The 26,318-nt window shown below is 61.3% G+C and carries 20 protein-coding genes; 12 read left to right on the forward strand and 8 right to left on the reverse strand.

Annotated elements, in window-relative coordinates; all coding sequences use genetic code 11:
* Window positions 1-28 precede the first annotated feature (28 nt).
* Window positions 29-1,969, forward strand: a complete 1,941-nt coding sequence (locus C8D77_RS11235; RefSeq protein ID WP_109662381.1) for a rhamnan synthesis F family protein — start codon at window positions 29-31, stop codon at window positions 1,967-1,969.
* Window positions 1,970-1,994: 25 nt separating this feature from the next.
* Here the strand turns inward: C8D77_RS11235 and C8D77_RS11240 are convergent, their stop codons facing one another.
* Window positions 1,995-2,642, reverse strand: a complete 648-nt coding sequence (locus C8D77_RS11240; RefSeq protein ID WP_245951744.1) for an ABC transporter ATP-binding protein — start codon at window positions 2,640-2,642, stop codon at window positions 1,995-1,997.
* A gap of 59 nt (window positions 2,643-2,701) precedes the next feature.
* Window positions 2,702-3,493 carry an ABC transporter permease gene (locus tag C8D77_RS11245; protein ID WP_109662385.1) on the reverse strand — a complete coding sequence of 264 codons (792 nt, stop codon included), beginning with the start codon at window positions 3,491-3,493 and terminating at the stop codon, window positions 2,702-2,704.
* A gap of 418 nt (window positions 3,494-3,911) precedes the next feature.
* Between C8D77_RS11245 and C8D77_RS11250 the strand changes: the two genes are divergently transcribed.
* The 3 genes from C8D77_RS11250 to C8D77_RS11260 all read left to right on the forward strand — a co-directional run bounded on the left by C8D77_RS11250 (window position 3,912) and on the right by C8D77_RS11260 (window position 7,527).
* On the forward strand, window positions 3,912-5,900 hold the full coding sequence (locus C8D77_RS11250; protein ID WP_170136722.1) for a nucleoside-diphosphate sugar epimerase/dehydratase: 1,989 nt from the start codon (window positions 3,912-3,914) through the stop codon (window positions 5,898-5,900).
* A 33-nt stretch (window positions 5,901-5,933) separates the two neighbouring features.
* A complete protein-coding gene (locus tag C8D77_RS11255) occupies window positions 5,934-6,866 on the forward strand; it encodes a glycosyltransferase family 2 protein (RefSeq protein ID WP_109662390.1) in 933 nt (310 codons plus the stop codon).
* A 121-nt stretch (window positions 6,867-6,987) separates the two neighbouring features.
* Entirely contained in the window at window positions 6,988-7,527 is a 540-nt protein-coding gene (locus tag C8D77_RS11260; protein ID WP_109662392.1) for a sugar transferase, read from the forward strand.
* Between the two features lie 119 nt (window positions 7,528-7,646).
* Here the strand turns inward: C8D77_RS11260 and C8D77_RS11265 are convergent, their stop codons facing one another.
* Window positions 7,647-8,582, reverse strand: a complete 936-nt coding sequence (locus tag C8D77_RS11265) for an NAD-dependent epimerase/dehydratase family protein (protein WP_109662395.1) — start codon at window positions 8,580-8,582, stop codon at window positions 7,647-7,649.
* A complete protein-coding gene (locus C8D77_RS11270; protein ID WP_109662397.1) occupies window positions 8,579-9,904 on the reverse strand; it encodes an O-antigen ligase family protein in 1,326 nt (441 codons plus the stop codon). The genes C8D77_RS11265 and C8D77_RS11270 overlap by 4 nt, the downstream gene beginning before the upstream one ends.
* Before the next feature lie 491 nt (window positions 9,905-10,395).
* Between C8D77_RS11270 and cysD the strand changes: the two genes are divergently transcribed.
* The 3 genes from cysD to cysQ are packed head-to-tail and all read left to right on the forward strand — an operon-like array spanning window position 10,396 to window position 14,043.
* A complete protein-coding gene (gene cysD, locus C8D77_RS11275; RefSeq protein ID WP_109662399.1) occupies window positions 10,396-11,301 on the forward strand; it encodes a sulfate adenylyltransferase subunit CysD in 906 nt (301 codons plus the stop codon).
* Between the two features lie 2 nt (window positions 11,302-11,303).
* Window positions 11,304-13,241 carry a sulfate adenylyltransferase subunit CysN gene (cysN, locus tag C8D77_RS11280; RefSeq protein WP_164548850.1) on the forward strand — a complete coding sequence of 646 codons (1,938 nt, stop codon included), beginning with the start codon at window positions 11,304-11,306 and terminating at the stop codon, window positions 13,239-13,241.
* A gap of 10 nt (window positions 13,242-13,251) precedes the next feature.
* The gene (gene cysQ, locus C8D77_RS11285) at window positions 13,252-14,043 is read left to right on the forward strand and encodes a 3'(2'),5'-bisphosphate nucleotidase CysQ (RefSeq protein ID WP_164771280.1); all 792 of its coding nucleotides are present in this window, start codon (window positions 13,252-13,254) and stop codon (window positions 14,041-14,043) included.
* Window positions 14,044-14,057: 14 nt separating this feature from the next.
* On the opposite strand, the gene C8D77_RS11290 is transcribed toward cysQ, so the two are convergent.
* The 4 genes from C8D77_RS11290 to C8D77_RS11305 all read right to left on the reverse strand — a co-directional run bounded on the left by C8D77_RS11290 (window position 14,058) and on the right by C8D77_RS11305 (window position 18,049).
* Window positions 14,058-15,200, reverse strand: coding sequence for a DegT/DnrJ/EryC1/StrS family aminotransferase (locus tag C8D77_RS11290; RefSeq protein ID WP_109662407.1), 1,143 nt, complete (start codon window positions 15,198-15,200; stop codon window positions 14,058-14,060).
* A 256-nt stretch (window positions 15,201-15,456) separates the two neighbouring features.
* A complete protein-coding gene (locus tag C8D77_RS11295) occupies window positions 15,457-16,380 on the reverse strand; it encodes a carbohydrate kinase family protein (RefSeq protein ID WP_109662410.1) in 924 nt (307 codons plus the stop codon).
* Window positions 16,377-16,823: an RbsD/FucU family protein gene (locus tag C8D77_RS11300; RefSeq protein WP_109662412.1), complete on the reverse strand. Its 447-nt coding sequence runs from the start codon at window positions 16,821-16,823 to the stop codon at window positions 16,377-16,379. The genes C8D77_RS11295 and C8D77_RS11300 overlap by 4 nt, the downstream gene beginning before the upstream one ends.
* The gene (locus C8D77_RS11305) at window positions 16,823-18,049 is read right to left on the reverse strand and encodes an ROK family transcriptional regulator (RefSeq protein WP_109662414.1); all 1,227 of its coding nucleotides are present in this window, start codon (window positions 18,047-18,049) and stop codon (window positions 16,823-16,825) included. Before C8D77_RS11305 ends, C8D77_RS11300 begins: the two co-directional genes overlap by 1 nt.
* Window positions 18,050-18,315: 266 nt before the next feature.
* Here C8D77_RS11305 and C8D77_RS11310 point away from each other — a divergent pair, with 266 nt between their 5' ends.
* The 5 genes from C8D77_RS11310 to glgB all read left to right on the forward strand — a co-directional run bounded on the left by C8D77_RS11310 (window position 18,316) and on the right by glgB (window position 26,316).
* Window positions 18,316-19,293, forward strand: coding sequence for a sugar ABC transporter substrate-binding protein (locus C8D77_RS11310; protein ID WP_395316708.1), 978 nt, complete (start codon window positions 18,316-18,318; stop codon window positions 19,291-19,293).
* 160 nt (window positions 19,294-19,453) lie between these two features.
* Entirely contained in the window at window positions 19,454-20,515 is a 1,062-nt protein-coding gene (locus C8D77_RS11315; protein ID WP_109662417.1) for an ABC transporter permease, read from the forward strand.
* Window positions 20,516-20,517: 2 nt separating this feature from the next.
* The gene (locus tag C8D77_RS11320; RefSeq protein ID WP_027035860.1) at window positions 20,518-21,300 is read left to right on the forward strand and encodes an ATP-binding cassette domain-containing protein; all 783 of its coding nucleotides are present in this window, start codon (window positions 20,518-20,520) and stop codon (window positions 21,298-21,300) included.
* A 231-nt stretch (window positions 21,301-21,531) separates the two neighbouring features.
* A complete protein-coding gene (locus C8D77_RS11325) occupies window positions 21,532-24,000 on the forward strand; it encodes a glycogen/starch/alpha-glucan phosphorylase (protein WP_109662419.1) in 2,469 nt (822 codons plus the stop codon).
* 102 nt (window positions 24,001-24,102) lie between these two features.
* Entirely contained in the window at window positions 24,103-26,316 is a 2,214-nt protein-coding gene (gene glgB, locus C8D77_RS11330; protein WP_109662422.1) for a 1,4-alpha-glucan branching protein GlgB, read from the forward strand.
* Window positions 26,317-26,318: the final 2 nt, after the last annotated feature.

The following is a 26,318-nucleotide window of genomic DNA, read 5'->3' on the forward strand; positions in this document are numbered from 1 at the left end:
GGATCGCGGCGATCCGCCCGAAGCCGGCTTGACGGACGATGACAAAATGTTGCATCGCCCCCGTCTTTCCAAAAGAAAGGGCGAAGGTGATCTTATGCGATGTTATGCGATTTATGTCTTCCATGATGATGTCAGCGAGACTTCGGCGGCACTTGCAGGGGAAGCCTTGCGTCGCATCAAGGGCGCCGCGGACTATCTATTGGTGGTGGCGTTGGCTCCTTTCAACAGTACAGTCGGCGTCCTTCTAGCCGATCTCGCCGACGCGGTCGTGGGTCCGCACGTTCGCCTGACGTTTAAGGAGGGGATTCGTCTGGGCCTGAAACACATCTATGAAACGGCGCCTGACCTGGCGGACTGCGTTTTCGTCACCGGATCGCACATGGCCGGGCCGATCGGGGCCTTCGAGCCGTACCTGGAGCGGGCGCTCGCTTCGGACGCTGATCTTGTGGCGCCCTATTTCCACGCCCCGAAAATTGATCCGAGACTCGCGACGCGAGATGTTCCGGCCAGAATTCCCTATTTCGACTTCACTTTTTTCAAGCGCAGCCTGCTTGTGCAGCAGAGTTTCCGTCGATTTTGGGACCGTGCCGAGCCCACTTCGGACTACTGGTCGGATTTCCTTGGGATACTGATCGCGTTCGGCCAGTTGGTCGAAAGCTCCGGCTTCAAGGTCGAGTATTTACTGGACCCGGAACAACTTGAATCGTTCGATCCCCGCATGTTCGAGGTCCACAAGATCGTCGAACTCGGCGGACCGGCCGTTCCGAAAAATCTGTTCCTGCTCGATCCGCTGATCCACGACCTACAAGCGATCTATGCCCGGCGGGCGCTTGATGCGCTTGCACTGCGCGATCCGCAACTATGCAACCTGCTGTGGAACGTGCTTTTGACCGAGGGGGAATTGCGTACGCTTCACACCAACCTCGAGGAGCACGCCGTACTGGACGACCGCTACGTCGGGGAACCGAAAGACGGATGGACTTTCGGCACGGTGGCGGTATTCATTCACGCCTTCTACATTGACGTGCTGAAAGACATCTGGCCCAGCCTCAAGCAACTTCCGGGCAAGGCGGATCTCTATATTTCAACGGCGTCCGAGGAGAACAAGGGGCACATCGAAGCCTTTATCGCGGATCAAGGCTGGCCGATAGGGGCGTGGGAGGTTCGGGTGGTCGCGGCGAATCGCGGCCGCGACATGTCCTCGCTGTTCATAACCTTTCAAGACGTCGTCCTTGCCGGAAATTACGAAGTGGCGCTGCGCCTCCATTCGAAACGGACGCCGCAGGTGGGCCGGCAGATCGGCAACTCATTCCGTGACCATCTGCTCGACAATTTGATCTTCAACAGCGACTACGTGCGCAATCTTTACGATGTCCTCGACCAGAATCCCAAGATCGGCTTCGTCATACCGCCTACGGTGCATATCGGTTTCGGCACGCTCGGTCATGCTTGGTACACGAACAAGGCTCCCATGCTGAAGCTGGCGGCTCAGATTGGGATCAAGGTTCCCGTTGATCGCGACACGCCAGTGGCCGCTTATGGCACGATGTTCTGGTTCCGCACCGAGGCGCTGCGGCCCCTGTTCGAGCATCCGTGGAAATGGACGGACTTCAACCCCGAACCCCATCATGTCGACGGCGGCCTGGCCCACCTTCTGGAAAGGCTGATGGGCTATTGCGCCCAAAGCCGCCATTTCCGCACTCTCACGATCTGCAATCGCTACGCGGCTGCGCGCAATTATGTGAAGCTTGAATACAAGCTGCAACTTCTCGCAGCGCAACTTCCCAGCCACAACATCTCGATGCAGTATGAATATCTCTTGCAGAAGCGGTCAGAGGCGCCGATTCGCAGATGGATCTACCGGAAACTCGAGCGCCTCTATGCTGATCATGTTGTGCGGCGTCCGCGGCTTCTCAACCTGGTCCGACCGCTCGCGCGTTTCGTTAGGAATTTGATCGTTCTTCGCTGAGGCGCACGGCGTTTGAGAGGCGCTTTTAAGTCAGCGATTCCACCCGACCGGCTCGAAGTGTCATCTTTTTCGTGCAAACGCGCTGGATGAGCGCATCGTCGTGGCTGGCCAGTACGATGATGCCGGCCTTTTCCGCTAGTTCGTCCATCCGCCGTTTGGCTTTTTCCTGGAATGACGCGTCCCCGGCGCCAATCCATTCATCCATCAGCAGAATTTCAGGTTCAAGCGCCGTCGCCGCCGCAAATGCCAGGCGTGCCGCCATACCCTGGCTATACGCCTTGAACGGCAGGTCGATGAAGTCACCCAGTTCGCTGAAATCGATTATTTCTTCCATCTTCTCTTCGATTTCGGCCGCCGTCCAGCCGCTGATCAACCCCCTCAGCACGATGTTTCTGCGCCCGGTGGCCTCGGGGCGAAACCCTATGTGGATGTTGAACAGGGCATCGACCTTGCCCGCGATCGATATCGTTCCGCCCGACGGCTGGTAGATTCCATATAGAACCTTGAGCAGCGTCGTCTTGCCGGCGCCATTCGGGCCGACTAGCCCCAACCGGTCGCCTGCCTTGAGCTCAAAGCTGACATCGTCGAGCGCCTGTACGACCTGCTTGGTGCCCGACTTCGCTATGTTGCCGCCGAGAGCGCTCCGACGACGGCCAGGCGCCGAAAGTGTCAACTTTTCGAACAGGCGATAAACGAGGCTGACATTGTTCAGTGTGATGGAGGTCATGGAACTCAGATCAGGAAAACGATGCGCTTGCGATAAAGGCCCAGCAATAGCAAGGCAAGAGCCCAGAGGCCGAGGCAGACGTAACCTGTCACCGCCAACGCCTGGATCGGAAATATGCCCGCCGTGATCGGCTCACGCACGCCCTCCAGGAAATAGGTGAACGGGTTCCAACGATAGGCGTATTTTTGGACGCCCTCTTGACCGCTATAGACCCAGAAGACCGGCGTGAAGAACATGCCCACCCGCATCAGGTTCCCGACGATGAACTCACTATCGGGAAAGAAAGCGCCCAGGAACGCAAAAACCATGACAAACGCGGGGGTTGCCAAGACGATGAGCAACAGACCCAGCATCGACACTAGCCAATTCGTGTTGATTCCGTAACCGCCAAGCAGCAGAATAAGAACGCAACCCGCCAGCGAATAACCCGCCCTGATGATGCATTGCATCGTCAATCGCATCACATACACGAACAACGGCAGCGTCGTGCCTTGAATGAAGCTCGCTTCGCGCTGGAAGAGTGACACGCTCATGGTGATGGTTTCGGTGAGATAGAACCAGACCAGCATGCCGATGGCCACATACGCTATATAGCTTGGGTTGCCGGCGTCTTTGGTCACGAAAACAAAGGCAAATGTGCCGACGAAAGCAAAATAATTGACCAGCATCCAAAGCGGGCCGAGCGTCGTGCGTCTGTGCTGGTCGCCGATGTCCTCATGGGCAAGCGCGATCCAGACCCGGTGTAATCTCATGGCCTTCGAGATGTCGTCAAAAGCGCCGTTTAGTGCCGCAATCATGGTTGGGAATACCGCAATCTATTGTTCTGGCGCCTGATCCTTCGCTGGCCATAGCGAACCGCCAAGCCCGTCCCTAATAGCCATCTCGGCGAGTATATGGCAACGCATTGCGTCCGAAGGAGGTCGAGAGCAGAGTCAACTGCGGCAAAACCGAAACACGCTGACGTTGGGGAAGTGTCCAAATCGCAAGGCACCGAAAGGTCGGACTCCACCGATCCAGGAACAGGACGTCAAGCTTACTTAATTCATGCGCCTTTCCGAAAAAACATCTAGCTATGCCTTCAACCCCGCAGTATGCGATACATGACGGCGGGGGCCGGGGATGGCACTTTGAGAAAGGTGATCGGCCGCGAAGTATCTTCGTGTTCGCACTTTTTCTGGTGTTCATGTCCGTGAGCCTGGAGTCTAGTGCCGTCCAATGAATTCTTACCTCGAATCAGTATTCGGGCTCCGGCCACAGATGCGGCGCGCCTTCATCATGGTCCAGGACGTGGTCATGGTCCTGGTCGCCGTGGCGCTCAGCCTCGTCCTTTCGCGGTCGGATCTTTCGTTCGAAGCGCTCTCCGAAGAGGGCTTGGTCACCTGGGCGAGCATCGTTGTCATCAGCCATTTGCTGTTCAGATATGGTGGTCTCTACACCACGGTCTGGCGCTTTGCTTCGACGCCGGACTTTTTCAACATCCTGAAGAGCTGTGCGATTTTGACGCTAACTCTTTACCTGGCTTCGCTGCTGGTTCGTTCTTTCCAGCCTGTGGCTGGGCTCAACGAGCGTCAGTTCATCGTCTTCTTCCTCGTCTCCTTCACCGTCATATCGGCGCCGCGGCTGTTCTACCGCTTCCTGCGCGACGGCGCGAGCTGGGGCATTCTAGGCGGCAAGACCGACAAGACGCAGGCCAAGCGAGCATTGTTCGTTGGCCGGCTCGGCGAGGCCGACCTGATCATTCGCTTCACGCGCACGGCGCAGCCGGCGGACTATTCCATCGCGGGCATCATGGCGACCGAGCGCGGCGCGCCGTTGGGGACGCGGATTCAAGGTGTTCCCGTGGTGGCGACCCGGCCGCGTCTGATCGATGTCCTGGAAGACTACGCGACCGGCACCAAAAGCCTGGACTTGCTGATTTTCGGCAGCGGCGCCGAACACGAGATCGAGGAATATTCGGAACTCGTCCGCGTTGCCCGGCACGGCGACATAAATGTGGTGCAATTCTCAGGTCTTTCGGAGCTGGAACAGCACGGAAAGCTGGTTCTCGACACCGTCGAGATGGAAACGATCCTGCGCCGTCCGACAGTCGCGTCCGATATCGAGCGCATCGGCGCCTTTGTGGGCGGCAAACGCGTTCTGGTGACGGGCGGCGCGGGCTCGATCGGCCAAACCCTGGTCAAACGGTCGCTGCAGCTGGGAGCGGAGGCGGTGCTGGTCGCCGACAACTCCGAGTTCGGCATTTTCCAGCTGAGCCAGTATATTGACGAGAAGGACCACGACCGTCTCAAGGTCCGTATCGTCGATGTCGCGGACCGACGCCAGATAACGCGTGTCGTCACGGAATTCCGGCCGGACATCATCTTTCATGCTGCGGCGCTCAAGCATGTTCCGCTGCTCGAGGAAAACTGGGATTCGGCCATCCAGACCAACATTTTCGGAACACTCGTCTGTGCCGAGGTCGCCGCCAAATGCGGTGTTGCACAGTTTGTCCTGATATCGAGCGACAAGGCGGTGGATCCGACATCGGTGCTTGGCATGACAAAGCGGGCCGCCGAACAGATCGTCAGCGCCTTGCACGGGGCGCCAGCAGGCGAGCCGGGCGGGCGTGGCTCCGCCACCAAATTCATAGCCGTGCGGTTCGGCAATGTCTTTGGCAGCAACGGTTCGGTGGCGACCATATTCCAGGCGCAGATCGAGGCCGGAGGGCCCGTCACCATCACCGACCGGCGCATGACACGCTATTTCATGACCGTGGCCGAAGCCGTCGATCTCGTCATCATATCGGCGGCTGACGCCGCGTCGCGGCACAGCGGAGACGATTATGCCGTCTATATGCTCGACATGGGCAAGCCGGTGCCGATTCTTGAAGTGGCCGAAACGATGATCCGCATGTCAGGAAAGAGCCCATACAAGGACATCGCAATCCGGTTCACCGGCATAAGGCCGGGCGAAAAACTCCACGAAACGCTGCATGGCGAAGATGAGGAACTCGTCGAACTCGGCATTTCGAAGATTTTTGGCCTTAGCACGGACGTCGTGGAATGGTCGGATGTCCAGATCGCGCTCACGGCGCTGCAGCAATCGGCGAAAAACCAGGACAAGGCTGCCGCGCTCGCCGTGCTGGCAGGCCTTGACCGCGCCAAGAAGGCCCGGGAAAGCATTCATCAGGGCGCGATCCCGAAAACGGCCGGGCAGGCGAGCTAGGCCCGATTCAGAATTCAGAAAGCGATCTTGCCCGTGAGCAAAGCAGATCTGCGCGTCGCGGTCCTGATGGGCACGAAGGATGGCGCTGCCTTCATCGATGAACAGCTGCAGTCCCTGCTCGCGCAGTCGCACCCTCTGGTCGACCTGTGGATATCCGACGATGGTTCCATCGATGGCACGACCGCCATCATCGAGACATGGAAATCGCGCTGGCCCAAGGGTCGAATGACCCTCGTGGAGGGGCCGCGGCAAGGCTTCGCCGCCAATTTCCGATCGATGATCCTCGATCGACGCATCGATGCGGACTGCTATGCCTTCTGCGACCAGGACGATATCTGGGAGCCCGACAGGCTGGAGAGCGCCATCCGCTGGATGCAGGCCCATGACGCAAAGACCCCACTGATGTTTTGCTCGCGAACCGCGACCATGACCGAAACGGGAAGCCTTGTCGGCCATTCGCCGCTGTTTGCCCGGCCGCCATCCTTTCGCAACGCGCTTGTGCAAAGCATCGCCGGCGGCAACACCATCCTGCTCAACGCCGCGGCACGCGACCTGCTGGCCAGGGCCTGCGCGCGGACCGGGTTCGTCAGCCACGACTGGTGGGCCTATCTCATCGTGACCGCCGCCGGCGGCGGCGTCCGCTACGATCCACGGCCGCTGGTGCGCTACCGGCAGCACGCGGCAAACCTGGTCGGCGCCAACGTGTCGTGGCGAGCAAGGGTTTCCCGGCTTGGCCGCCTGTTCAAGGGTGAGTTCGCCGGCTGGACGGATCTCAACCTTGACGGTCTTGCCGTCAATCGCGACCTCCTGACCGAGGACGCGGCGGCATGCCTCGACCTGTTCACCAGCGGGCGGCAGGGCGGTCTCTTCCGCCGCTTGGCAGCCTTGCGCAAAAGCGGTGTCTATCGGCAGACTCTTTCCGGGACCCTGGGGCTCCATCTCGCTTTCATCCTGGGACGCATTTGAGCATCGAACAGCTGCGTGGCGCGCTTGGTCAGGAGATGAGCTCATGCTACGTCGACCGGATTGACGGGCTTGGCCTGCGGCGTTGCCTCGGGACTTTGGCAGGGAGCATTATCGGCCGTTCATGAAGGCAGCCAAGCACATCTTCGATCTTGCCGGTGCGGTTCTGCTGCTGGTGGCCACATCTCCTGTTTTGATGCTGGCCGTCCTTGCCATCAGGGCATCGTCGCCCGGTCCGGCTATTTTTTCGCAGACGCGGGTCGGCCGTGACGGCCTGCTTTTTCGCTGTCACAAGTTGCGCACGATGTATGTCGGCACGCCATCATTGCCCTCGCATGAAGCGCCGGCGAATTCCGTGACATCGGTTGGAAGGGTCTTGCGGAAGTTCAAGCTCGATGAGCTGCCGCAGTTCTGGAACGTCCTGAAGGGCGAGATGAGCCTTGTTGGGCCGCGCCCCTGCCTGCCGACCCAAACGCAATTGATCGAGTATCGCAGGCGGCTGGGCGTGTTGGCGGCACTTCCGGGCATAACCGGCCTGGCCCAGATCAAGGGCATCGACATGTCGAACCCGGAGCTTTTGGCGCAAACGGATGCCGCCTATCTCCGCACGGCGTCGTTCTGGCTCGACCTTCGGATCCTGCTTGGAACGCTCTATCGAAGCTGAACAGACCATGATCCCCAAAAGTGGAAGCCGGTTTTTGGGAAAGATCATGGTTCAGACAAAAAGCCATGATCCCCAAAAGTGGAAGCCGGTTCTGGGAACGATCAAGGTCAAACAAGACGTCAGGATTTACTGAGCCGCGCTAGCTCGGCCAACCGCTCCAGCGTGGCGGTTTCAGGCGCCCAGCCCTGCGATACCAGCAGGGCAGGGTCGCATATCTGAGTCGCGGTCAGGCTGTCCCAAAACGCTCGCTTGCCCAGCCCGCTTGCTGCCGGCCGTATCAGGCCGGCCGGCACAGTCATCAGGCGCCTCGGCCGCCCGAAACCTTTGCGAAAGGCGGCGATGATAGCCTCGACGGTGACTGGTGGCACATCGGCGCCAACATAGATGGGGCGAAGTGGCCCCGAATGGCTCAGCAGGTGCGACACCGCTCGCGCTGTGGCTTCGCGGGACATCAGCGAGCGGATTCCCGTCAAGGCGCCCGTTGGCAGCGGCAGCGCCGTATCGGCCAGGCGCATCAGCGTCGCGAGGTTTCCCTTCATGCCGCTTCCATAGGCCGGAGGCAGGCGCAACACGGCGGCGTCGGAGCGGCCATGCGACGCATAGGCGTCCAAAACCTTAATCTCGCCCTCGCGCTTCGAGCGTCCATAGACGCATTGCGGGGCAGGGGGCGTGTTCTCGTCAATTGTCGCGCTGACGCGAGCGCCGATCACGGCCCTAATCGAAGAGAGATGGATGAAGCGTCCGCTTGCCTGTGCGGCCGCTGCATGTGCCAGCCGCGCGCTCAATTCCACATTGGCCGCCCGATAGTCGTCTTCGCGGACATCGCCCTGATCATTGTTGAGGCCGGCACAATGGACAACATGGGTCACGTCCCTGGTGAGTGCCAGGAAAGCCGCGGCCGGCGCATCGAAATTGGGCATCAGCACCGCGCCATCCGCCAATCCAAATGTCTCCGGATGGCGGGAGGCAAGGCGAAGCTCGGCACCGGCTTCGCGAAGGTGCTGCACGACAAGACGTCCGATGAAACCCGTCGCGCCCGTGACCAGGACTTTCATGGCCTTGCCCGAAACAGATCTTGCGTGGCTGACGGAAGGGCTCGCTCTTCCATCACTGATGCAAGTGCCTGCTCTTCCAACAAGGGAACCTGGCGTCCGGAGGCGAGATATGTTCCGCTCACCAGGAAGACCATCAGCACCGAGTCCAGAATGTCATGGCCGACCAGGATGCCTGTCATTCCGGCCGTCAGATAGGTGATCACCACGACGACAATCATCGTCGCGCCGAAGCGCTCGATCGGATCGCTGCTGTTTCGCAAGACCCGGGCGGCATTTCCAGCCGCAACGGCAAAGATAGCGGCCAGCGTCACGGCGCCCAGAATTCCAGCTTGCACTAAGGCGGTCAGGAAGCCGTTGTGGAAATGGTTGAAGCCGGCGTCCATCGCGAACTGGTCATGAAAGCCTTGCTTTATCAGTAGCTGAGTCGCACCCACACCATGTCCGAACACTGGCATGTCATGGAATGCCTTGAGGCCGATCTGCCAAAGCGCAACACGTATTCCCACCGAGGTGTCGTAATTGCTGCTGGCTCCAAGCGCGTTCAAATCGGAGCGCAGAAAGTCCACGCGCCCGGATATCGCTTGGAAGCCGAAAGCGGCGATCACGACGCCGACCGCCGCCAGCAGCAGCAGCAGGCGAACGGCGTTCTTGCCCCTGAGCCTCTGACGGTTGATCAGCAAAACAGCGATGCCGGCTATCGGCAGCGCCAGCCAGGCGATACGCGAGCCGGAATAGATGACGGCGATCGTCCCGGCCAATGTCGCGTAGAAGAGGGGGTTCCGGGCTCGCTCGATGCCGGACAAGGCGCCGGCTACACAGATCACCACGGCAAGGCAGACGACGGTTGCGAAGACGATCGGATTTCCGGCCCCACCCTCGGCCCTGACCCCAATCCAATATTGCTGGATGACGGCCATGAGCAGCGCGACAAAACAGGCGGCCATGCTGCTGAGCACGACGATGCGGGCAAGCGTGGTTTTCCGCGTGATGCTCCAGGTCGAATAGGACACGGGGAAAAACAGGAAGGTCACGAGCGGGATAAGATGTGGCGCATCCCGGACGAACGAGTTGTTGACGATGGAAGCCAGGAGATTGGCAGCGCAGTAGGCATAGATCGCGACCGTCAGCCAGATCATCGGCCGGTCGGCGTTGAAGCGCCTTTTCCGTAAAGCAATCAGCAGGACGGATGAGAGGCCGCCGCCGTTGAACAGGAAGCTGACCACCGATCCCAGAACCGGTGGAAAAAAGAAACAAAGAATGGAGAAGTAGATATTGATCCGACAAGGCGTGAATTGCTGTCTCAGGGATGAAGGCCGGCTCAATTTTCGGGCTCGCTATTTTCGGGGCGTTTCATGCGGCGGATCTTGTTTAGCGAAGTACAATGCGCTCGCCTCGAAATTGCCCATGCCTCATGATGCACTTGCCCAGCTTCCCGAGGCTGGTATAGCGGCTGGGCTCCTTTTTCGATAGTGTGTCGGAGCCGATTGCCCCTGAAAATCGGCAGCCGGCGCTGATCGATCAGGGGAGGTCCCGGGAGCGGCCGCAGCCGGTCCGTTCAAGCAATATTTTCCTCGCGTTTTCTCAACTGTTGAGCTTGCGAGCAGGAATTTCCGGGTTTTTAGGTATCCGTGGAAAATTCATTCTCGAACGATGTGCTGCGGGGCCAGTCCAGCATTGTTCTTGACAACAGCGATCTGCTAGAACGCCGGCACGACAGAGATTGTCCAGAAGCAAAGCTTGAACCGGGCGCAAAAAGCTCGACGATTTGAGGCAAGGCCTTCTGTTAAAAGGCACGAGAGAACGCTCACAGTCCATGACAACCGCGCTTACGCATCTTCAGCGGCTTGAAGCCGAATCCATTCATGTATTCCGCGAGGTTGCGGCCGCTTTCACCAAGCCGGTCATGCTCTATTCGGTCGGCAAGGATTCATCCGTGCTGATGCATCTGGCGATGAAGGCCTTTTATCCCGCCAAGCCGCCATTCCCCTTTCTTCATGTCGACACGACATGGAAGTTCCGCGAGATGATCGCCTTTCGCGATCAGATGGCGCAGAAACTCGGCTTCGATCTTCTGGTTCATGTCAACGAAGATGGCGTGCGCGACAACATCAATCCGTTCGACCATGGTTCGAACACGCACACCCATGTGATGAAGACCGTGGCGCTGCGCCAGGCGCTCGACAAATACGGTTTCGACGCGGCCTTTGGCGGCGCTCGTCGCGATGAGGAGAAATCGCGCGCCAAGGAGCGCATCTTTTCCTTCCGCAACGCCCAGCATGTGTGGGATCCGAAGAACCAACGCCCCGAGATGTGGAAGATATTCAACACCCGCATTGCATCGGGTGAATCGATTCGCGTCTTTCCGCTGTCGAACTGGACCGAACTCGATATCTGGCAGTATATCCTGCAGGAAAGTATTCCGATCGTGCCGCTCTATTTCGCCAAGGAACGGCCTGTGGTGGAACGCGACGGCATGCTGATCCTCAGGGATGACGAGCGCATGAAACTGCGCCCCGGCGAGACGGTGGAGAACCGGCTGGTGCGGTTCCGCACGCTGGGCTGCTATCCGCTGACCGGCGCCATCGAATCGGATGCTGATACGCTGGAAGCCATCGTCGGCGAAATGCTGACCGCGCGCACGTCCGAACGGCAGGGTCGCCTGATCGACCGCGATGAAGCCGGCTCGATGGAAAAGAAGAAGCGCGAGGGGTACTTTTGACCATGCGCCACATCATGGCAAAGAGCCTCGCACCCACCGACGGCGTCCGCGAGTATCTGGCAGCGCAGGAGAAGAAGTCGCTGCTGCGCTTCCTGACCTGCGGTTCCGTCGATGACGGCAAGTCGACGTTGATCGGGCGCCTGCTGTCCGACACCAAGCAGATTTTCGAGGACCAGCTCGCCGCGCTCGAACGCGATTCGCGCAAGCATGGCACGACGGGCGACGACATCGATTTTGCGCTGCTGGTCGACGGTCTCGAGGCTGAGCGTGAGCAAGGCATCACTATCGACGTTGCCTATCGCTTCTTCGCCACGCCGAAGCGCAAGTTCATCGTTGCCGATACGCCCGGCCACGAACAATACACGCGTAACATGGCGACCGGCGCCTCGACCGCCGACCTGGCGATCGTGCTGATCGATGCCCGGCAAGGGGTGTTGCGCCAGACCAGACGTCACTCGATCATCGCTTCGCTGCTCGGCATCCGCCACATCGTGCTGGCCGTCAACAAGATCGATCTCGTCGGGTTCGACCAGGCGGTCTTCGACCGGATCGTTGAAGACTACCGGCAATTCTCGCGCGATCTCGGTTTCCAAACCATCGTGCCGATCCCGATGTCGGCCCGCTACGGCGACAACGTCACCGGCCGTTCGGACAAGACGGAATGGTATTCCGGCCCGACGCTGATCGAGCAGCTCGAAACCGTGTCGGTCGATGAAGCGGTGGTTGAATTGCCGTTCCGTTTTCCGGTTCAGTATGTCAATCGCCCCAATCTCGATTTTCGCGGTTTTGCCGGCACGATCGCGTCCGGCTCGGTTGCACCCGGCGACGAGGTCGTTGTCGCCAAGTCCGGCAAATCCTCGCGCGTCAAGCGGATCGTCTCCTATGGCGGCGATCTCGCCCAGGCGGCTGCCGGCCAGGCCGTCACACTCGTTCTTGACGATGAGGTCGAGATCTCACGCGGCAACATGCTGGTTTCGCCGGCCGCACGGCCGCAGGTTGCAGACCAGTTCGCCGCCAACATCGTCTGGTTCGACGAACATGCGCTGCTGCCCGGCCGCTCCTACATTCTGCGCACTGAGACCGATCAGACCAGCGCCACCGTCACCGATCTGAAGTACCGGATCAACGTCAACGACTTTGCCCATGAAGCGGCCAAGTCGCTCGAAATGAACGAAGTCGGTATCTGCAACATCTCGACGCGGACGCCGATCGCCTTCGATCCCTTCGCCGAAAACCGCATCACCGGCGCCTTCATCCTGATCGACCGCATTTCCAACGCCACGGTCGGCGCCGGCATGATCCTGCACTCGCTGCGCCGCGCCGAAAACATCCATTGGCAGTCGCTCGATGTCGGCAAGCACGTGCGCGCAGACATGAAGAACCAGCGGCCCGCCGTGTTCTGGTTCACCGGGCTGTCGGGCTCCGGCAAGTCGACCATCGCCAACCTGTTCGAAAAGAAGCTGTTCGCCACCGGCCGCCATACCTATATCCTGGACGGCGACAATGTCCGTCACGGTCTCAACCGCGATCTTGGTTTCACCGACGCCGATCGCGTCGAGAACATCCGCCGCGTCGCCGAAGTGGCGCGTTTGATGGCCGATGCCGGGTTGATCGTCATTGTTTCGTTCATTTCGCCGTTCAGCGCCGAGCGGCGCATGGCGCGCGAATTGATGGCGGACGGAGAGTTCATCGAGGTGTTCGTCGATACGCCCTTCGAGGAATGCGCCAGGCGCGATCCGAAGGGCCTCTATGCGCGCGCACTGAATGGCGAGATCAAGAATTTCACTGGCGTCGATTCTCCTTATGAAGCGCCGGAAAACCCCGAAATCCATCTAAAGACACTCGGCAAATCGGCCGAAGAGATGGTAGATGCCCTGGAACACTGGCTGAACGAGCGCGACATTGCCGAAGACCAATACGACAGCGGCGGCGGCATCTGACGACAGGCTGATGCTCGAAATCTTCGAGCGGCTGGCCTTGGCGGCCGGGCGCGAGGTGATGCGCGTGTTCCACGCCGGCTGCGCGGTCGACCGCAAGTCCGATTCGTCGCCAGTGACCGAGGCGGACCGTGAGAGCGAGAAGATCATTCTCACCGGACTGCGCGCCGCATTTCCCGACATTCCCTGCGTGGCCGAGGAGGAAGCATCCGCCGGCATCGTGCCGCCCGACCTGGACGGGGCTTTCTTCCTTATCGATCCGCTCGACGGCACCAAGGAATTCGTCAACCGCCGCACCGATTTTACCGTCAACATAGCGCTGGTTCGCGATGGCGTGCCGGAAGTCGGCGTCGTCTTTGCGCCCTGCACCGGCCGCTTCTTTTCCGGTCTGCCGGGCAGGGCGGAATCTCTCGAAATCGATGGCGACTACCAGATCGTCGGCCGCCGGCCGATTTCGGTGAGAACAGCCGTGGCGCCGCTGGCCGTCGTTGCCAGCCGTTCCCACAACACGCCGGAGACCGAGGCCTATATTCGCGACTTGGGTGCCGCCGAAATCGTCTCGGTCGGTTCGTCCTTGAAATTCTGTCTTCTCGCCAGTGCCGAGGCGGATGTCTATCCGCGCTTCGGCCGCACCATGGAATGGGATACGGCGGCGGGCGACGCCGTGCTGCGCGCGGCCGGCGGCATGACGCGCACGCTCGATGGCCAGCCTCTGGTTTATGGCAAGCGCAGGCAAAGCGACGACGAGGACTTCGCCAATCCGCATTTCATTGCCAGCGGCAGGGCAGGGGTCAGCCCCGCCTGAGAAGGCCCCGCAGCCTACTCGGCTGCGGCCTGCGCTGAATTCGAGCCGATATAGTTACGGATCGTTTCGATGATGCGGTCCTGGTCGTCTTCGCTGAGATAGGGGTGCATCGGCAGACAGAGAATCCGCTTCGGCAGGTCTTCCGACACGGCAAGGCCGGTCGGCGTGCGCGGGTAGTCGCGATAAGCGACCTGGGCATGCAGCGGCTTCACATAATAGATGACCGACGGAATGCCCTTTTCGCCGAGATGCGCCTTCAGCCCGTCGCGCTTCGGCGTCTCGATGGCGTACTGCGCCCATGCCGAACGGCTGCCGTCCAGATTGCGGGCGGCGGTGACGACGTCGCCAAGCCCGTCGGCATAGCGCTTTGCCACCACTTGGCGGGCAACCATCTCGTCTTCGAGGATGGCCAGTTTCTCGATCAGGATCGCCGCCTGCAGCGTGTCGAGCCGCGAATTGATGCCAACGCGGACATTGTCGTATTGCGTTTCGCCCTTGCCGTGGAAAGCGAAGGATCTGAGCTGCTCGGCCAGCGCATCGTCATTGGTGAACATCGCGCCACCGTCGCCATAGCAGCCAAGCGGCTTTGCCGGGTAGAAGCTGGTCGAGCCGACCGCGCCGAACGAGCCGCACATCTTGCCGTCGAGCGAACCACCCATCGACTGGGCGGCATCCTCGATCACCATCAGCCCTTCGCGGTTGGCGATCGCCATGATCGCCTCGTAGTCGGCGGCAAGGCCAAACAGATCGACGGGAATGATTGCCTTGGGCTTCAGCCGGCCTTCCTTCTTGATCATGGCGATGGCCGCTTCGAGGCTGGCAACGTCGATGTTGTACGTATGCGGGTCGACATCGACGAACACCGGCTCGGCCTTGGCCAACGCCACCACTTCAGCGGTGGCGGCGAAAGTGAAGCTCGGCACGAACACCGCGTCACCCGGGCCGACGCCGGCCGCAAACAGCGGCAATAGCAGTGCATCTGTGCCGTTGGCGCAGGCCACGACATGCTTGGTGCCGATATAGGCAGCGAGCTTGTTCTCGAATTCAGTGACTTGCGGGCCGAGAATATAGCGGCCCTCGTCGACGACACGGTCGATCGCGGCCTTCAGCCGGTCGCGGATTCGTTCGCGCTGCGCGCCAAGATCGATGAACTGCATGTCGGCCTCAAAACGGGTTAGCCAGATAACCGGCCGCTGGTACCAGAGTTGCGCCTGCCGAGAAAGCCGGGCAGGCAGAGCAGCGAATTGCCTAGGTGTCGCAGTCTGTTACCTGTATCTTCCGGCGTGTCTTCGCGAGATGCCGGAAATCCGGGCTTCGTCAGGCACAATCCTACCTCAATAATCCCTGGGATCGACCCTGCGAAACATAAAGTGATCGACCAGCTCAACCAATCCTCGGCAGGTTGCGGTCCGTTCAGACGATCTCATGCCGCCAGGGTGGGTTGGCGCCGGCCCGCGACACGGTCACCGCCGCCGCCTTGGCGCCAAGTGCCAGTGCCGTTTGAATGGCATCTTTCGACAGATCCGCGATTGCCGCCTTCGTCAGCAGGCCCTGCTCGTGCAGCGAGGCGAGGATGCCGGCGTTGAACGTGTCGCCGGCGCCGACCGTGTCGACCACCTCGACCTTTTCCGGCATCACCGTGACGGTGTGCTCCTTGCTGTAGCCGACGGCGCCTTCGCTGCCATGGGTGACGACGATCAGCTTAGGGCCGCGGTCCAGCCAGTTGCGGATGACATCCTCGTGCGAGCCGGCTTCGCCGAACCAGTTCAGGTCCTCGTCCGACAGTTTCACGATGTCGGCCATCGCCATCATGGCGCGGATGCGCCTGAGGTGCTTGGCCTTGTCCGGGATGAAGTTCGGCCGGATGTTGGGATCGAGCATCATGACGCGGCTTGCCTGCTCGCGCCGCATGAACTCTTCATAGGCGCCGCCGGCGGGCTCCGAGATCAGGCTGATGGCGCCAAACAGCATGGCCTCGATCTCGCTGCCGAGCTGCGGCAGGTCGTCGATGGTCAGCATGCGGCCGGCGGTGTTCTCGTCATAGAAGGTGTAGGTCGCCTGGCCGTTGGTGAGCTTGACGAAGGCCAGCGTCGTTGGCCGAGGCGAAGTGTGTGCGTAGGTGGAACTGACCTTGCTCGCCCCAAGCGCATCCCGGAACTGGCCGCCGAACAGATCCGAAGACAGGCCCGAAAAGAAGCCGGCCGGCGCGCCGAGCCGGCCAAGTGCGATCGCCGTGTTGAACACGGCGCCGCCGACATAAGGCGCAAAGGCCGGCTCGCCCGCTGTCGTCGTGCGCGGCAGCATGTCGATCAGGGCTTCGCCGCAGCAGAGGATCATGGCTTCCTGGTCTCCGGCGGATAGATCACGCCCTTGCGGATGATGATGTTGGCGTAGAGCCGCGGCTCGCTTGTCGCGACGATGGCATGCGCCGATTTGACCCGTGCATAGAAGTCGGCGCCGGCCAGCGCAACCACCTTGCGGCCCGGCGCGCGTTTGGCGCAGATCGCCTCGATTTCATGATGGACGGGATCGGCAAGCGAGGGGTCGCCCTTGACCGAGGCGCGAAACAGCGCCTCCGGCACGGCGTCATCCACCGGCAGCACGCTCAGGATTGCGTCGAGCACCGGGATGAGGTGGTGACCATCGGCTCGTACCAGCCGGGTTGCCTGTTGCTCGGCCGGATAGTTTCCGTCGACAAGGGCGATTTCGTCGCCATGGCCCATGCCGCGCAGGATCGCCAGAAGCTCTGGACCGAGCAGCGCCGGGATTCCGATCAGCATCAGGCGCTCCTGGAAATCGTCGTCGATCCGATCAGGAAGCGTTCGGATAGTGGCAGGCTGGCGCCGCCGAGCGCCCGGGCGTGAATGCCGACGGTTCCCTCGCGGACGGCGGGCAGCTTCAGGCCTTCGCCGTCGATCGTGGCGATGGCCGCGATGATGGCGTCAACCAGCCGGCGGCGCACCGCCTTCGGCATCCAGCCGTCGATCACCGCCGCTTCGAAATCGATGACCGAGGATGCGGCGACGATGGCGTAGGCGAGCGCCCGCGAAGCGCTGGCGATCCAGTCGTCGAGCTCGGGTCCGATCTCGCCCCAATCTTCCGGCGATGTCCATAGATGCGAGGCCTCGACGCCGCGCGCATTGAGCGCCTTTTCGAGCATGGCGATGGACGCCACGTCGATCAGCTGGGTCGGTTTGCCGTCCGGCCCGGGCACGGGCATGGAGCCGAGTGCTCCGGCATTGCCGGTCGGGCCGCCGAAAAGCCGGCCATTCAGCACGATGCCGCCACCGGCAAAGGCGCCGATATAGAAATAGACGAAGTCACGCGCAGCCCCCGCCTGGCCGAAGACGAGCTCGGCGCCGCAGGCCGAAGTCGCATCGTTTTGCAAATAGACCGGAAAATCGCATTGCGCCTGGATGTCGGCCCTGATGTCGCGGTGGCGCCATTCGTCCATGACGTCGCGCGGGGCGCCGGCGGTATCGGCCCAGTTCCACAATTCGAACGGCATGGCGATGCCGAGTCCGGCGATGCGCTTGTCCTGTGCGGGCGTCAGCGCGCTGCGCATCTGCCGCATGCCGTTGCTGACGAAGTCCACCGTCTCGCGCGGCGCCGGGTAGCGGTATGAATGCTGCAGCATCGAGCGCACATTGCCGAGGAAATCGATCAGCACCAGTTCGGCGCTGCGGCGGCCGATCTTCAGGCCGATGAAGAAAGCGCCTTCGGGATTGAGCGCCATCGGGATGGAGGGCTGGCCGATCTTGCCGCGCAACGGCGCCTGGCGCAGCAGAAGGCTCTCTTCCTCCAGCTCGCGCATGATGACCGAAACCGTCTGCGCCGAAAGTCCGGTCATGCGGGCGATGTCGGATTTCGCCAGGCTGCCGTGCTGGCGCACCAGCGAGAGCACCAACCGCTCGTTGTGGTCGCGCATGCCGCTCTGGTTGGTGCCGCGGTGAATGAGGCTGTCATTCACCTCGGGCGAACCGTGCCTCGCAATGGCGGTTTCCACCCTGTTCCTCCCGTCGTTTCCCCTCAATGCTTTTGGGCCAGAATGGGTGAACGAAGCAAGGCTGTCAATAATAAATAAGAGTGATTTAATTATTGACAGAGGCTTCGGCCTAGTGTCTGTTGAGGCGGCGTCCGCGCTGGGAGAATATCGTGGATGCGCTGCAGGTGCCGGTTGGCCGGCATCGGAATGGTTCCACTGGGAGGAAAATCGTGACCAATACAAAACTATTGAAATCGACCGTGTTTGCCGCCGCGGCTCTGGGCCTGATGGCGTTTGCCTCGTCCGCATCCGCGGCCGGTGTCGGCGCCTGCCTGATCACCAAGACCGACACCAATCCCTTCTTCGTCAAGATGAAGGAAGGCGCGACCGCGAAGGCCAAGGAACTCGGCGTCGACCTCAAGACCTACGCCGGCAAGATCGACGGCGACAGCGAGAGCCAGGTCGCGGCGATCGAAAGCTGCATCGCCGACGGCGCCAAGGGTATCCTGATCACCGCGTCCGACACCAAGGGCATCGTGCCGACCGTGAAGAAGGCGCGTGATGCCGGCCTACTGGTGATCGCGCTCGACACGCCGCTCGATCCGATCGACGCGGCCGACGCGACCTTTGCGACGGACAATCTCGAAGCCGGCAAGCTGATCGGCGCCTGGGCCGCCGCCACGCTCGGCGACAAGGCCAAGGACGCCAAGATCGGCTTCCTTGACCTGACGCCGTCGCAGCCGACCGTCGACGTGCTGCGCGATCAGGGCTTCATGATGGGCTACGGCATTGACGTGAAGGACCCCAACAAGATCGGCGACGAGACCGATCCGCGCATCGTCGGCCACGACGTCACCAACGGCAACGAAGAGGGCGGCCGCAAGGCGATGGAGAACCTTCTGCAGAAGGACAACACCATCAACGTCATCCACACCATCAACGAACCGGCCGCTGTCGGCGCCTACCAGGCGCTCAAGGCTGTCGGCCTCGAAAGCCAGGTGCTGATCGTCTCCGTCGACGGCGGCTGCCCCGGCGTGAAGTCGGTGGCCGAAGGTGTCATCGGCGCCACATCGCAGCAATATCCGCTGCAGATGGCAGCACTTGGCATCGAGGCGATCGCCGCTTTCGCCAAGGACGGAACCAAGCCGAAGCCGACCGAAGGCAAGAATTTCTTCGATACCGGCGTCAACCTGGTGACCGACAAGCCGGCCACTGGCGTGAAGTCCATCGACACCAAGGAAGGTCTCGCCAAGTGCTGGGGCTGATGCCGGTCTGACCGGCATCTACGGAACCTGAGCGGTCGGGGCTTGATCCCCGGCCGCTTCGGGTGGACGATGGGTCGCGTGACCGCGAACAATCCCGGCAATAGACCGGAAAAGCGTGGACGGGTGTTGGCGCGTGGCTGGCACCCAACGGGGAGGAAACATGGCTCAAGCTCAGGAATTCGAGAAGGTTCTCTCGAGCAGCGATACAAGCGTTGCCGCTTTTGACGAGCATAAATCGGCCGTCAAGCGCATCCAGCATTTCCTGCATTCAACGCCGGCAGCGGTGCCGCTGATCGTGCTGGTTCTGGCGATCATCGTCTTCGGCATCACCATCGGAGGGCGTTTCTTTTCGTCCTACACGCTGACGTTGATCCTGCAGCAGATCGCCATCATCGGCATTCTGGGTGCTGCGCAGACATTGGTCATCCTGACCGCCGGCATCGATCTGTCGATCGGCGTGATCATGGTGATTTCAGCGGTGATCATGGGCAATTGCGCGGTCAGCTACGGCATGCCCAGCGTGCTCGCCGTGGCGATCGGACTTGCCGCCGGCGCGGCCTGCGGGCTGCTCAACGGGGTGCTGGTCGCCTACATGAAGCTGCCGCCCTTCATCGTGACGCTTGGCACCTGGAACATCGTCATGGCCACGAACTTCATCTATTCGGCCAATGAGACGATCCGCGACACCGACGTCGACACCCAGGCGCCGCTGCTGCATCTGTTTGCATTGAGCTTCAAGGTCGGCACGGCGGTGCTGACGCTCGGCGTCATTGCCACGGTCGTGCTCGTTCTGATCCTGTGGTACGTGCTCAATCACACGGCATGGGGCCGCCATGTCTACGCCGTTGGTGATGACCAGGAGGCGGCGAAGCTGTCGGGCATCCAGACCAAGAAGGTGCTGATGACGGTCTACACCCTTGCCGGGCTGATCGCCGCTTTCGCGGCCTGGGTCTCCATCGGCCGCAATGGTTCGATCTCGCCGTCAGCCGCCGTCACCGACTACAATCTGCAAGCGATCACCGCGACGGTGATCGGTGGTATTTCTCTGTTTGGCGGACGCGGCTCGATCCTGGGCACGCTGTTCGGCGCAATGATCGTCGGCGTCGTCTCCATGGGCCTCAACATGCTGGGCGCCGATCCGCAATGGAAAGTGCTGCTCACCGGTGTGCTGATCATCGGCGCCGTGGCGGTCGACCAATGGATCAGAAAGGTTTCGGCATGACCATGACCCAGGAACCCATTCTCACCGCTCGTGGCCTGGTCAAGCGCTATGGCCGCGTCACCGCCCTCGACAATGCCGACTTTGACCTCTACCCGGGTGAAATCCTCGCCGTCATCGGCGACAATGGCGCCGGCAAGTCGTCGCTCATCAAGGCGATTTCCGGCGCGGCCGTGCCCGATGAAGGCGAGATCCGGCTTGAAGGCAAACCCGTCGCCTTCAAATCACCGATGGAAGCCCGCGAAGCCGGCATCGAGACCGTCTATCAGAATCTGGCGCTGTCGCCGGCGCTGTCGATCGCCGACAACATGTTCCTTGGCCGCGAAATCCGCAAACCGGGTTTTCTGGGCGACTGGCTTCGTATGCTCGACCGTCCGGCGATGGAAAAGCGCGCCCGCGACAAGCTCACCGAGCTTGGCCTGATGACCATCCAGAACATTAGCCAGGCGGTGGAGACGCTCTCTGGCGGTCAGCGCCAGGGCGTGGCTGTGGCGCGCGCCGCCGCCTTCGGCAGCCGTGTGGTGATCATGGACGAGCCGACGGCCGCCCTTGGCGTCAAGGAAAGCCGCCGCGTGCTTGAACTGATCCTCGACGTCAAGAAGCGCGGCCTGCCGATCGTGCTGATCTCGCACAACATGCCGCATGTCTTCGAAGTGGCCGACCGCATTCACATCCATCGGCTCGGCCGTCGCCTCTGCGTCATCGATCCCAAGCAATATACGATGTCCGACGCCGTCGCCTTCATGACCGGAGCAAAGGTCCCGCCGGAGGCGGCGCTGGCTGCCTGATGCATGTCGCCCAAAAGTGCGTAGCGGTTTTGGGACGGCATGCACGGAACAAAAACTTGAAGCGCGTCGCGCGGAATGTCTGAGCGCGCCGCGCTTTAAATTGGCAAATTGCCGCAGGGTAAGCTAGCATGAGCTAATCTAAATCGATTGAATATATAGCGGTATCAGCTAGCATGGGCTGGGAGGAACCATGAAAGCCGGTATGATCATGGCAACCGCACGAGAGGCAGCATGACGAGCGCGATGACATCCGAACCCCTCCCGCCACTGCTCGAAAATCCTGATCCAGAGACGCTCGCAAGGGAAGTCTTGATGGCCCTCAAATACCGGGTCGGCAAGGACACCACCGTCGCGACCCAGTACGACTGGCTGACCGCCTCGATCAAGGTCGTGCGCGACCGCATCGTCGACCACTGGATGCAAGCGACGAAAGAGGCCTACGACCAGCAGGAAAAGCGCGTCTACTATCTGTCGCTGGAGTTCCTCATCGGCCGCCTGATGCGCGATGCCTTCTCCAATCTCGGCCTGATGGACAATATGCGCGAGGCGCTGTCGTCGCTGGGCGTCGATCTCGATCTCATCGCCGCACTCGAGCCGGATGCGGCACTCGGCAATGGCGGCCTCGGCCGGCTTGCCGCCTGCTTCATGGAAAGCATGGCGACCGTCGACATTCCCGCGCATGGCTACGGCATCCGCTATGCCAACGGCATGTTCCGCCAGGAGATTCATGACGGCTGGCAGGTCGAACTGCCCGAGACCTGGCTCGATCACGGCAACCCGTGGGAATTCGAACGCCGGGAGCGCTCGTTCGAGGTCGGGTTCGGCGGTTCGGTGGAATCGATCACCTCCAAGGACGGCCGGCTCGAGCGCCATGTCTGGAAGCCGACCGAGCATGTGCTGGCCGTCGCCTATGACACGCCCGTCGTCGGTTGGCGGGCCAATCGCGTCAACACGCTGCGGCTCTGGTCGGGCATGCCTGTCGATCCGATCCTGCTCGACAAGTTCAATGCCGGCGACCACATCGGCGCGCTTGCCGAAAGCAACAAGGCCGATGCCTTGTCGCGCGTGCTCTATCCCGCCGATTCCCACAAGGCCGGGCAGGAACTGCGGCTCAGGCAGGAGTACTTCTTCTCCACCGCCTCGCTGCAGGACATCGTCCAGCGCCATCTCAGCCAGTATGGCGACCTGAAGTCGCTGCCCGATAAGGCTGCGATCCATCTCAACGACACCCATCCGGCCATCGCGGTGCCCGAGCTGATGCGCCTGTTGATGGATGTGCACGGCATGGATTTCGACCTCGCCTGGAGCATCACCAAGCGCACCTTCGGCTACACCAACCACACGCTGCTGCCCGAGGCGCTGGAAAGCTGGCCGGTGCCGCTGTTCGAGCGGCTTTTGCCGCGCCATATGCAGATCGTCTACGCCATCAACGCCGAGGTGCTTCTGGAGGCGCGTGCCTCCAACCAGTTCTCGGACGAACAGATCGGCCGCATCTCGCTGATCCAGGAAAATGGCGACCGCCGGGTGCGCATGGGCAATCTGGCCTTTGTCGGCTCGCATTCGATCAACGGTGTTTCGGCGCTTCACACCGACCTGATGAAGGAGACGGTGTTCGCCGACCTGCATAAGCTCTATCCCGATCGCATCAACAACAAGACCAACGGCATCACGCCGCGGCGCTGGCTGATCCAGTGCAATCCCGGGCTGACGTCGCTCGCTCGTGAGGCGATCGGCGACCGTTTTCTCGACGACATCGATGCCATCAAGGATCTCGATGTCTTCGCCGGCGATGCCGCCTTTCGCGACAAATTCGCCGCCGTCAAGCGCGCCAACAAGGCGCGGCTGGCCAACCTCGTCGCCGACCGGCTCGGCATCAAGGTCGATCCCTCGGCGCTGTTCGATATCCAGATCAAGCGCATCCACGAATACAAGCGCCAGCTTCTGAACATCCTCGAGGCGATCGCTCTCTACGATCAGATCCGCTCGCATCCCGAGCGCGACTGGATGCCGCGCGTGAAATTCTTCGGCGGCAAGGCGGCGCCCAGCTACCACAATGCCAAGCTGATCATCAAACTCGCCAACGACGTCGCCAAGGTCATCAACCGCGATCCGGCCGTGCGCGGTTTGCTGAAGGTGGTGTTCGTGCCGAACTACAATGTCAGCCTGGCCGAGATCATGATGCCGGCCGCTGACCTGTCCGAGCAGATCTCGACCGCCGGCATGGAAGCGTCGGGCACCGGCAACATGAAGTTCGCTCTGAACGGCGCGTTGACCATCGGCACGCTCGACGGCGCCAATGTCGAGATCAAGGAATGCGTCGGCGACGACAACATCTTCATCTTCGGCCTGACCACGGCCGAGGTCGCCGAGCGGCGCAACAATGGCTACAACCCGCGCGCCGTCATCGAGGGATCGCCTGAGCTGGCGCAAGCGGTTGCCGCCGTTTCGTCAGGCGTCTTCTCGCCTGATGACCCGGAGCGTTACCGCGACCTTATCAACGGTCTCTACAACAGCGACTGGTTCATGGTTGCCGCCGATTTCGATGCCTATGCCGCCGCCCAGCGCGAGGTCGATGCGGTCTGGCGCAACAGTCCCGACTGGTACGCCAGGGCAATCCGCAACGTTGCGTGTGTCGGCTGGTTCTCCTCCGATCGCACGATCCGCCAATATGCGAAAGAAATCTGGAACGTGCCTGTCTGATGTGATTGCATGAGGCCGCGAACAATGTGGTCCCGGTGATGTGAGTTTGAATGTCGGATTCTCATCACTAGAAACTTGGTGCCCGGGGAGGGACACTGCCTGATGAAGAAGCCGCGCGCGACCGCTGCGACAAGCGGGCCGGACGGACTGGCGCCAGCCAGCGATGTTGCGGCGATTGTTGCCGGCACGCACGGAGATCCCTTCGCGGTCCTTGGTGTCCATGAGGTCGGCAAGAGCCTGTATGCCCGCTGCTTCGTTCCGCATGCGGAATTCGTCACCGCTTACACGCTGACCGGCACCATAGCGGGTGAACTGTCCAGGCGCGACGATGGCGGCTTTTTCGAAGGCAAGCTCTCGATCAGGAAGCGGCAGCCCCTGCGCTATCACGCGCGCAATGCCGGCGGTGACTGGTGGCTGACCGATCCCTATTCGTTTGGTCCGGTGCTTGGCCCGATGGACGACTACTACATCGCCCAAGGCTCGCACCTAAGGTTGTTCGACAAGCTCGGCGCCCATGTCATTGACCACGAAGGCGCTTCCGGAGTGCATTTCGCCGTCTGGGCTCCCAATGCTCGGCGCGTCTCGGTGGTCGGTGACTTCAACGAATGGGACGGCCGCCGGCACACGATGCGTGATCGCCGCGACACCGGCATCTGGGAACTGTTCGTACCCGACATCGGTGCCGGACGGCCCTACAAATACGAGATCATCGGCCCCGATGGCGTAAGACTCCCGCTGAAAGCCGACCCGTTCGCCTTCAAATCCGAACTGCGTCCGGCCACCGCTTCGGTCGTGGCCGTGCCGCCGGCGCATGAGTGGGGCGACGAGGCGCACCGCAATTTCTGGCGCAATGCCGATCACCGGCGCGAAGCCATCTCGATCTACGAGGTCCATGCCGGCTCCTGGCAGCTTCACGACGACGGTACGTTCCTGTCATGGGATGAGTTGGCCGACCGGCTGATCCCCTATGTGGTCGAGACCGGTTTCACCCATATCGAATTCATGCCGATCTCTGAACACCCCTATGACCCGTCCTGGGGCTACCAGACGACCGGCCTCTACGCGCCGTCGGCCCGCTTCGGCGACCCGGACGGCTTTGCTCGTTTCGTCGATGGCGCCCACCGCGCCGGCGTCGGCGTCATCCTCGACTGGGTGCCGGCGCATTTCCCGGTCGACGCGCATGGCCTGGCCAATTTCGATGGCACCGCGCTCTATGAACATGCCGATCCGCGCAAGGGTTTTCATCCCGACTGGAACACCGCGATCTACAATTTCGGCCGCCGCGAGGTTGTGTCGTTCCTCGTCAACAACGCGTTGTTCTGGGCCGAGAAATACCATGTCGACGGACTTCGCGTCGATGCGGTCGCCTCGATGCTCTACCTCGACTATTCGCGCAAGGCCGGCGAATGGATCCCCAACGAGAAGGGCGGCCGGGAGAACCTCGAGGCGGTCAGCTTCCTGCAGAAGATGAACAAGGAGGTCTACGGCCACCATCCGGGCGTGATGACCATCGCCGAAGAATCGACCTCATGGCCGAAGGTCTCGGCACCGGTGCATGAAGGCGGCCTGGGCTTCGGCTTCAAGTGGAACATGGGCTTCATGCACGACACGCTGGAGTATTTCTCCAAGGAGCCCATCTTCCGCAAGCATCACCACAACGACCTCACCTTCGGCCTGACCTACGCCTTCTCGGAAAATTTCGTGCTGCCGCTCTCGCATGACGAGGTCGTGCACGGTAAAGGCACGCTGCTTGGCAAGATGGCCGGCGACGACTGGCAGAAATTCGCGACGCTACGCGCCTACTACGCTTTCATGTGGGGTTATCCCGGCAAGAAGCTCCTGTTCATGGGGCAGGAGTTCGCGCAGCGCCGCGAATGGAGCGAGGCGCGCGCGCTCGACTGGAACCTGCTTGAGTTCCGGCCGCATCGCGGCGTCTGGCAGACGGTGCGCGATCTCAACTATCTCTACCGTTCGCGCCCGGCGCTGCATGGCCGCGACTGCGAGCCGGAAGGGTTTTCCTGGCTAATCGTAGACGACAGCCAGAATTCGGTTTTTGCCTGGCTGCGCAGCGCACCGGGTGGCAACCCGGTGGCCGTCATTTCCAATTTTACGCCGGTGCCGCGCGACAATTATCGCGTGCCGTTGCCGACGGCCGGCAAATGGCGCGAGATCATCAACACCGACGCTTCTGAATATGGCGGTTCCGGCAAGGGCAATGGCGGCATGGTCGAGGCGCGGGCGGAGGGAGGAAGCATCTCCGCGACGATGCTTTTGCCGCCGCTGTCGACGATCATGCTCGAACTCGTCGCGGACTGAGC

Source organism: Mesorhizobium loti, from assembly GCF_003148495.1.
Lineage (GTDB): Bacteria > Pseudomonadota > Alphaproteobacteria > Rhizobiales > Rhizobiaceae > Mesorhizobium > Mesorhizobium loti.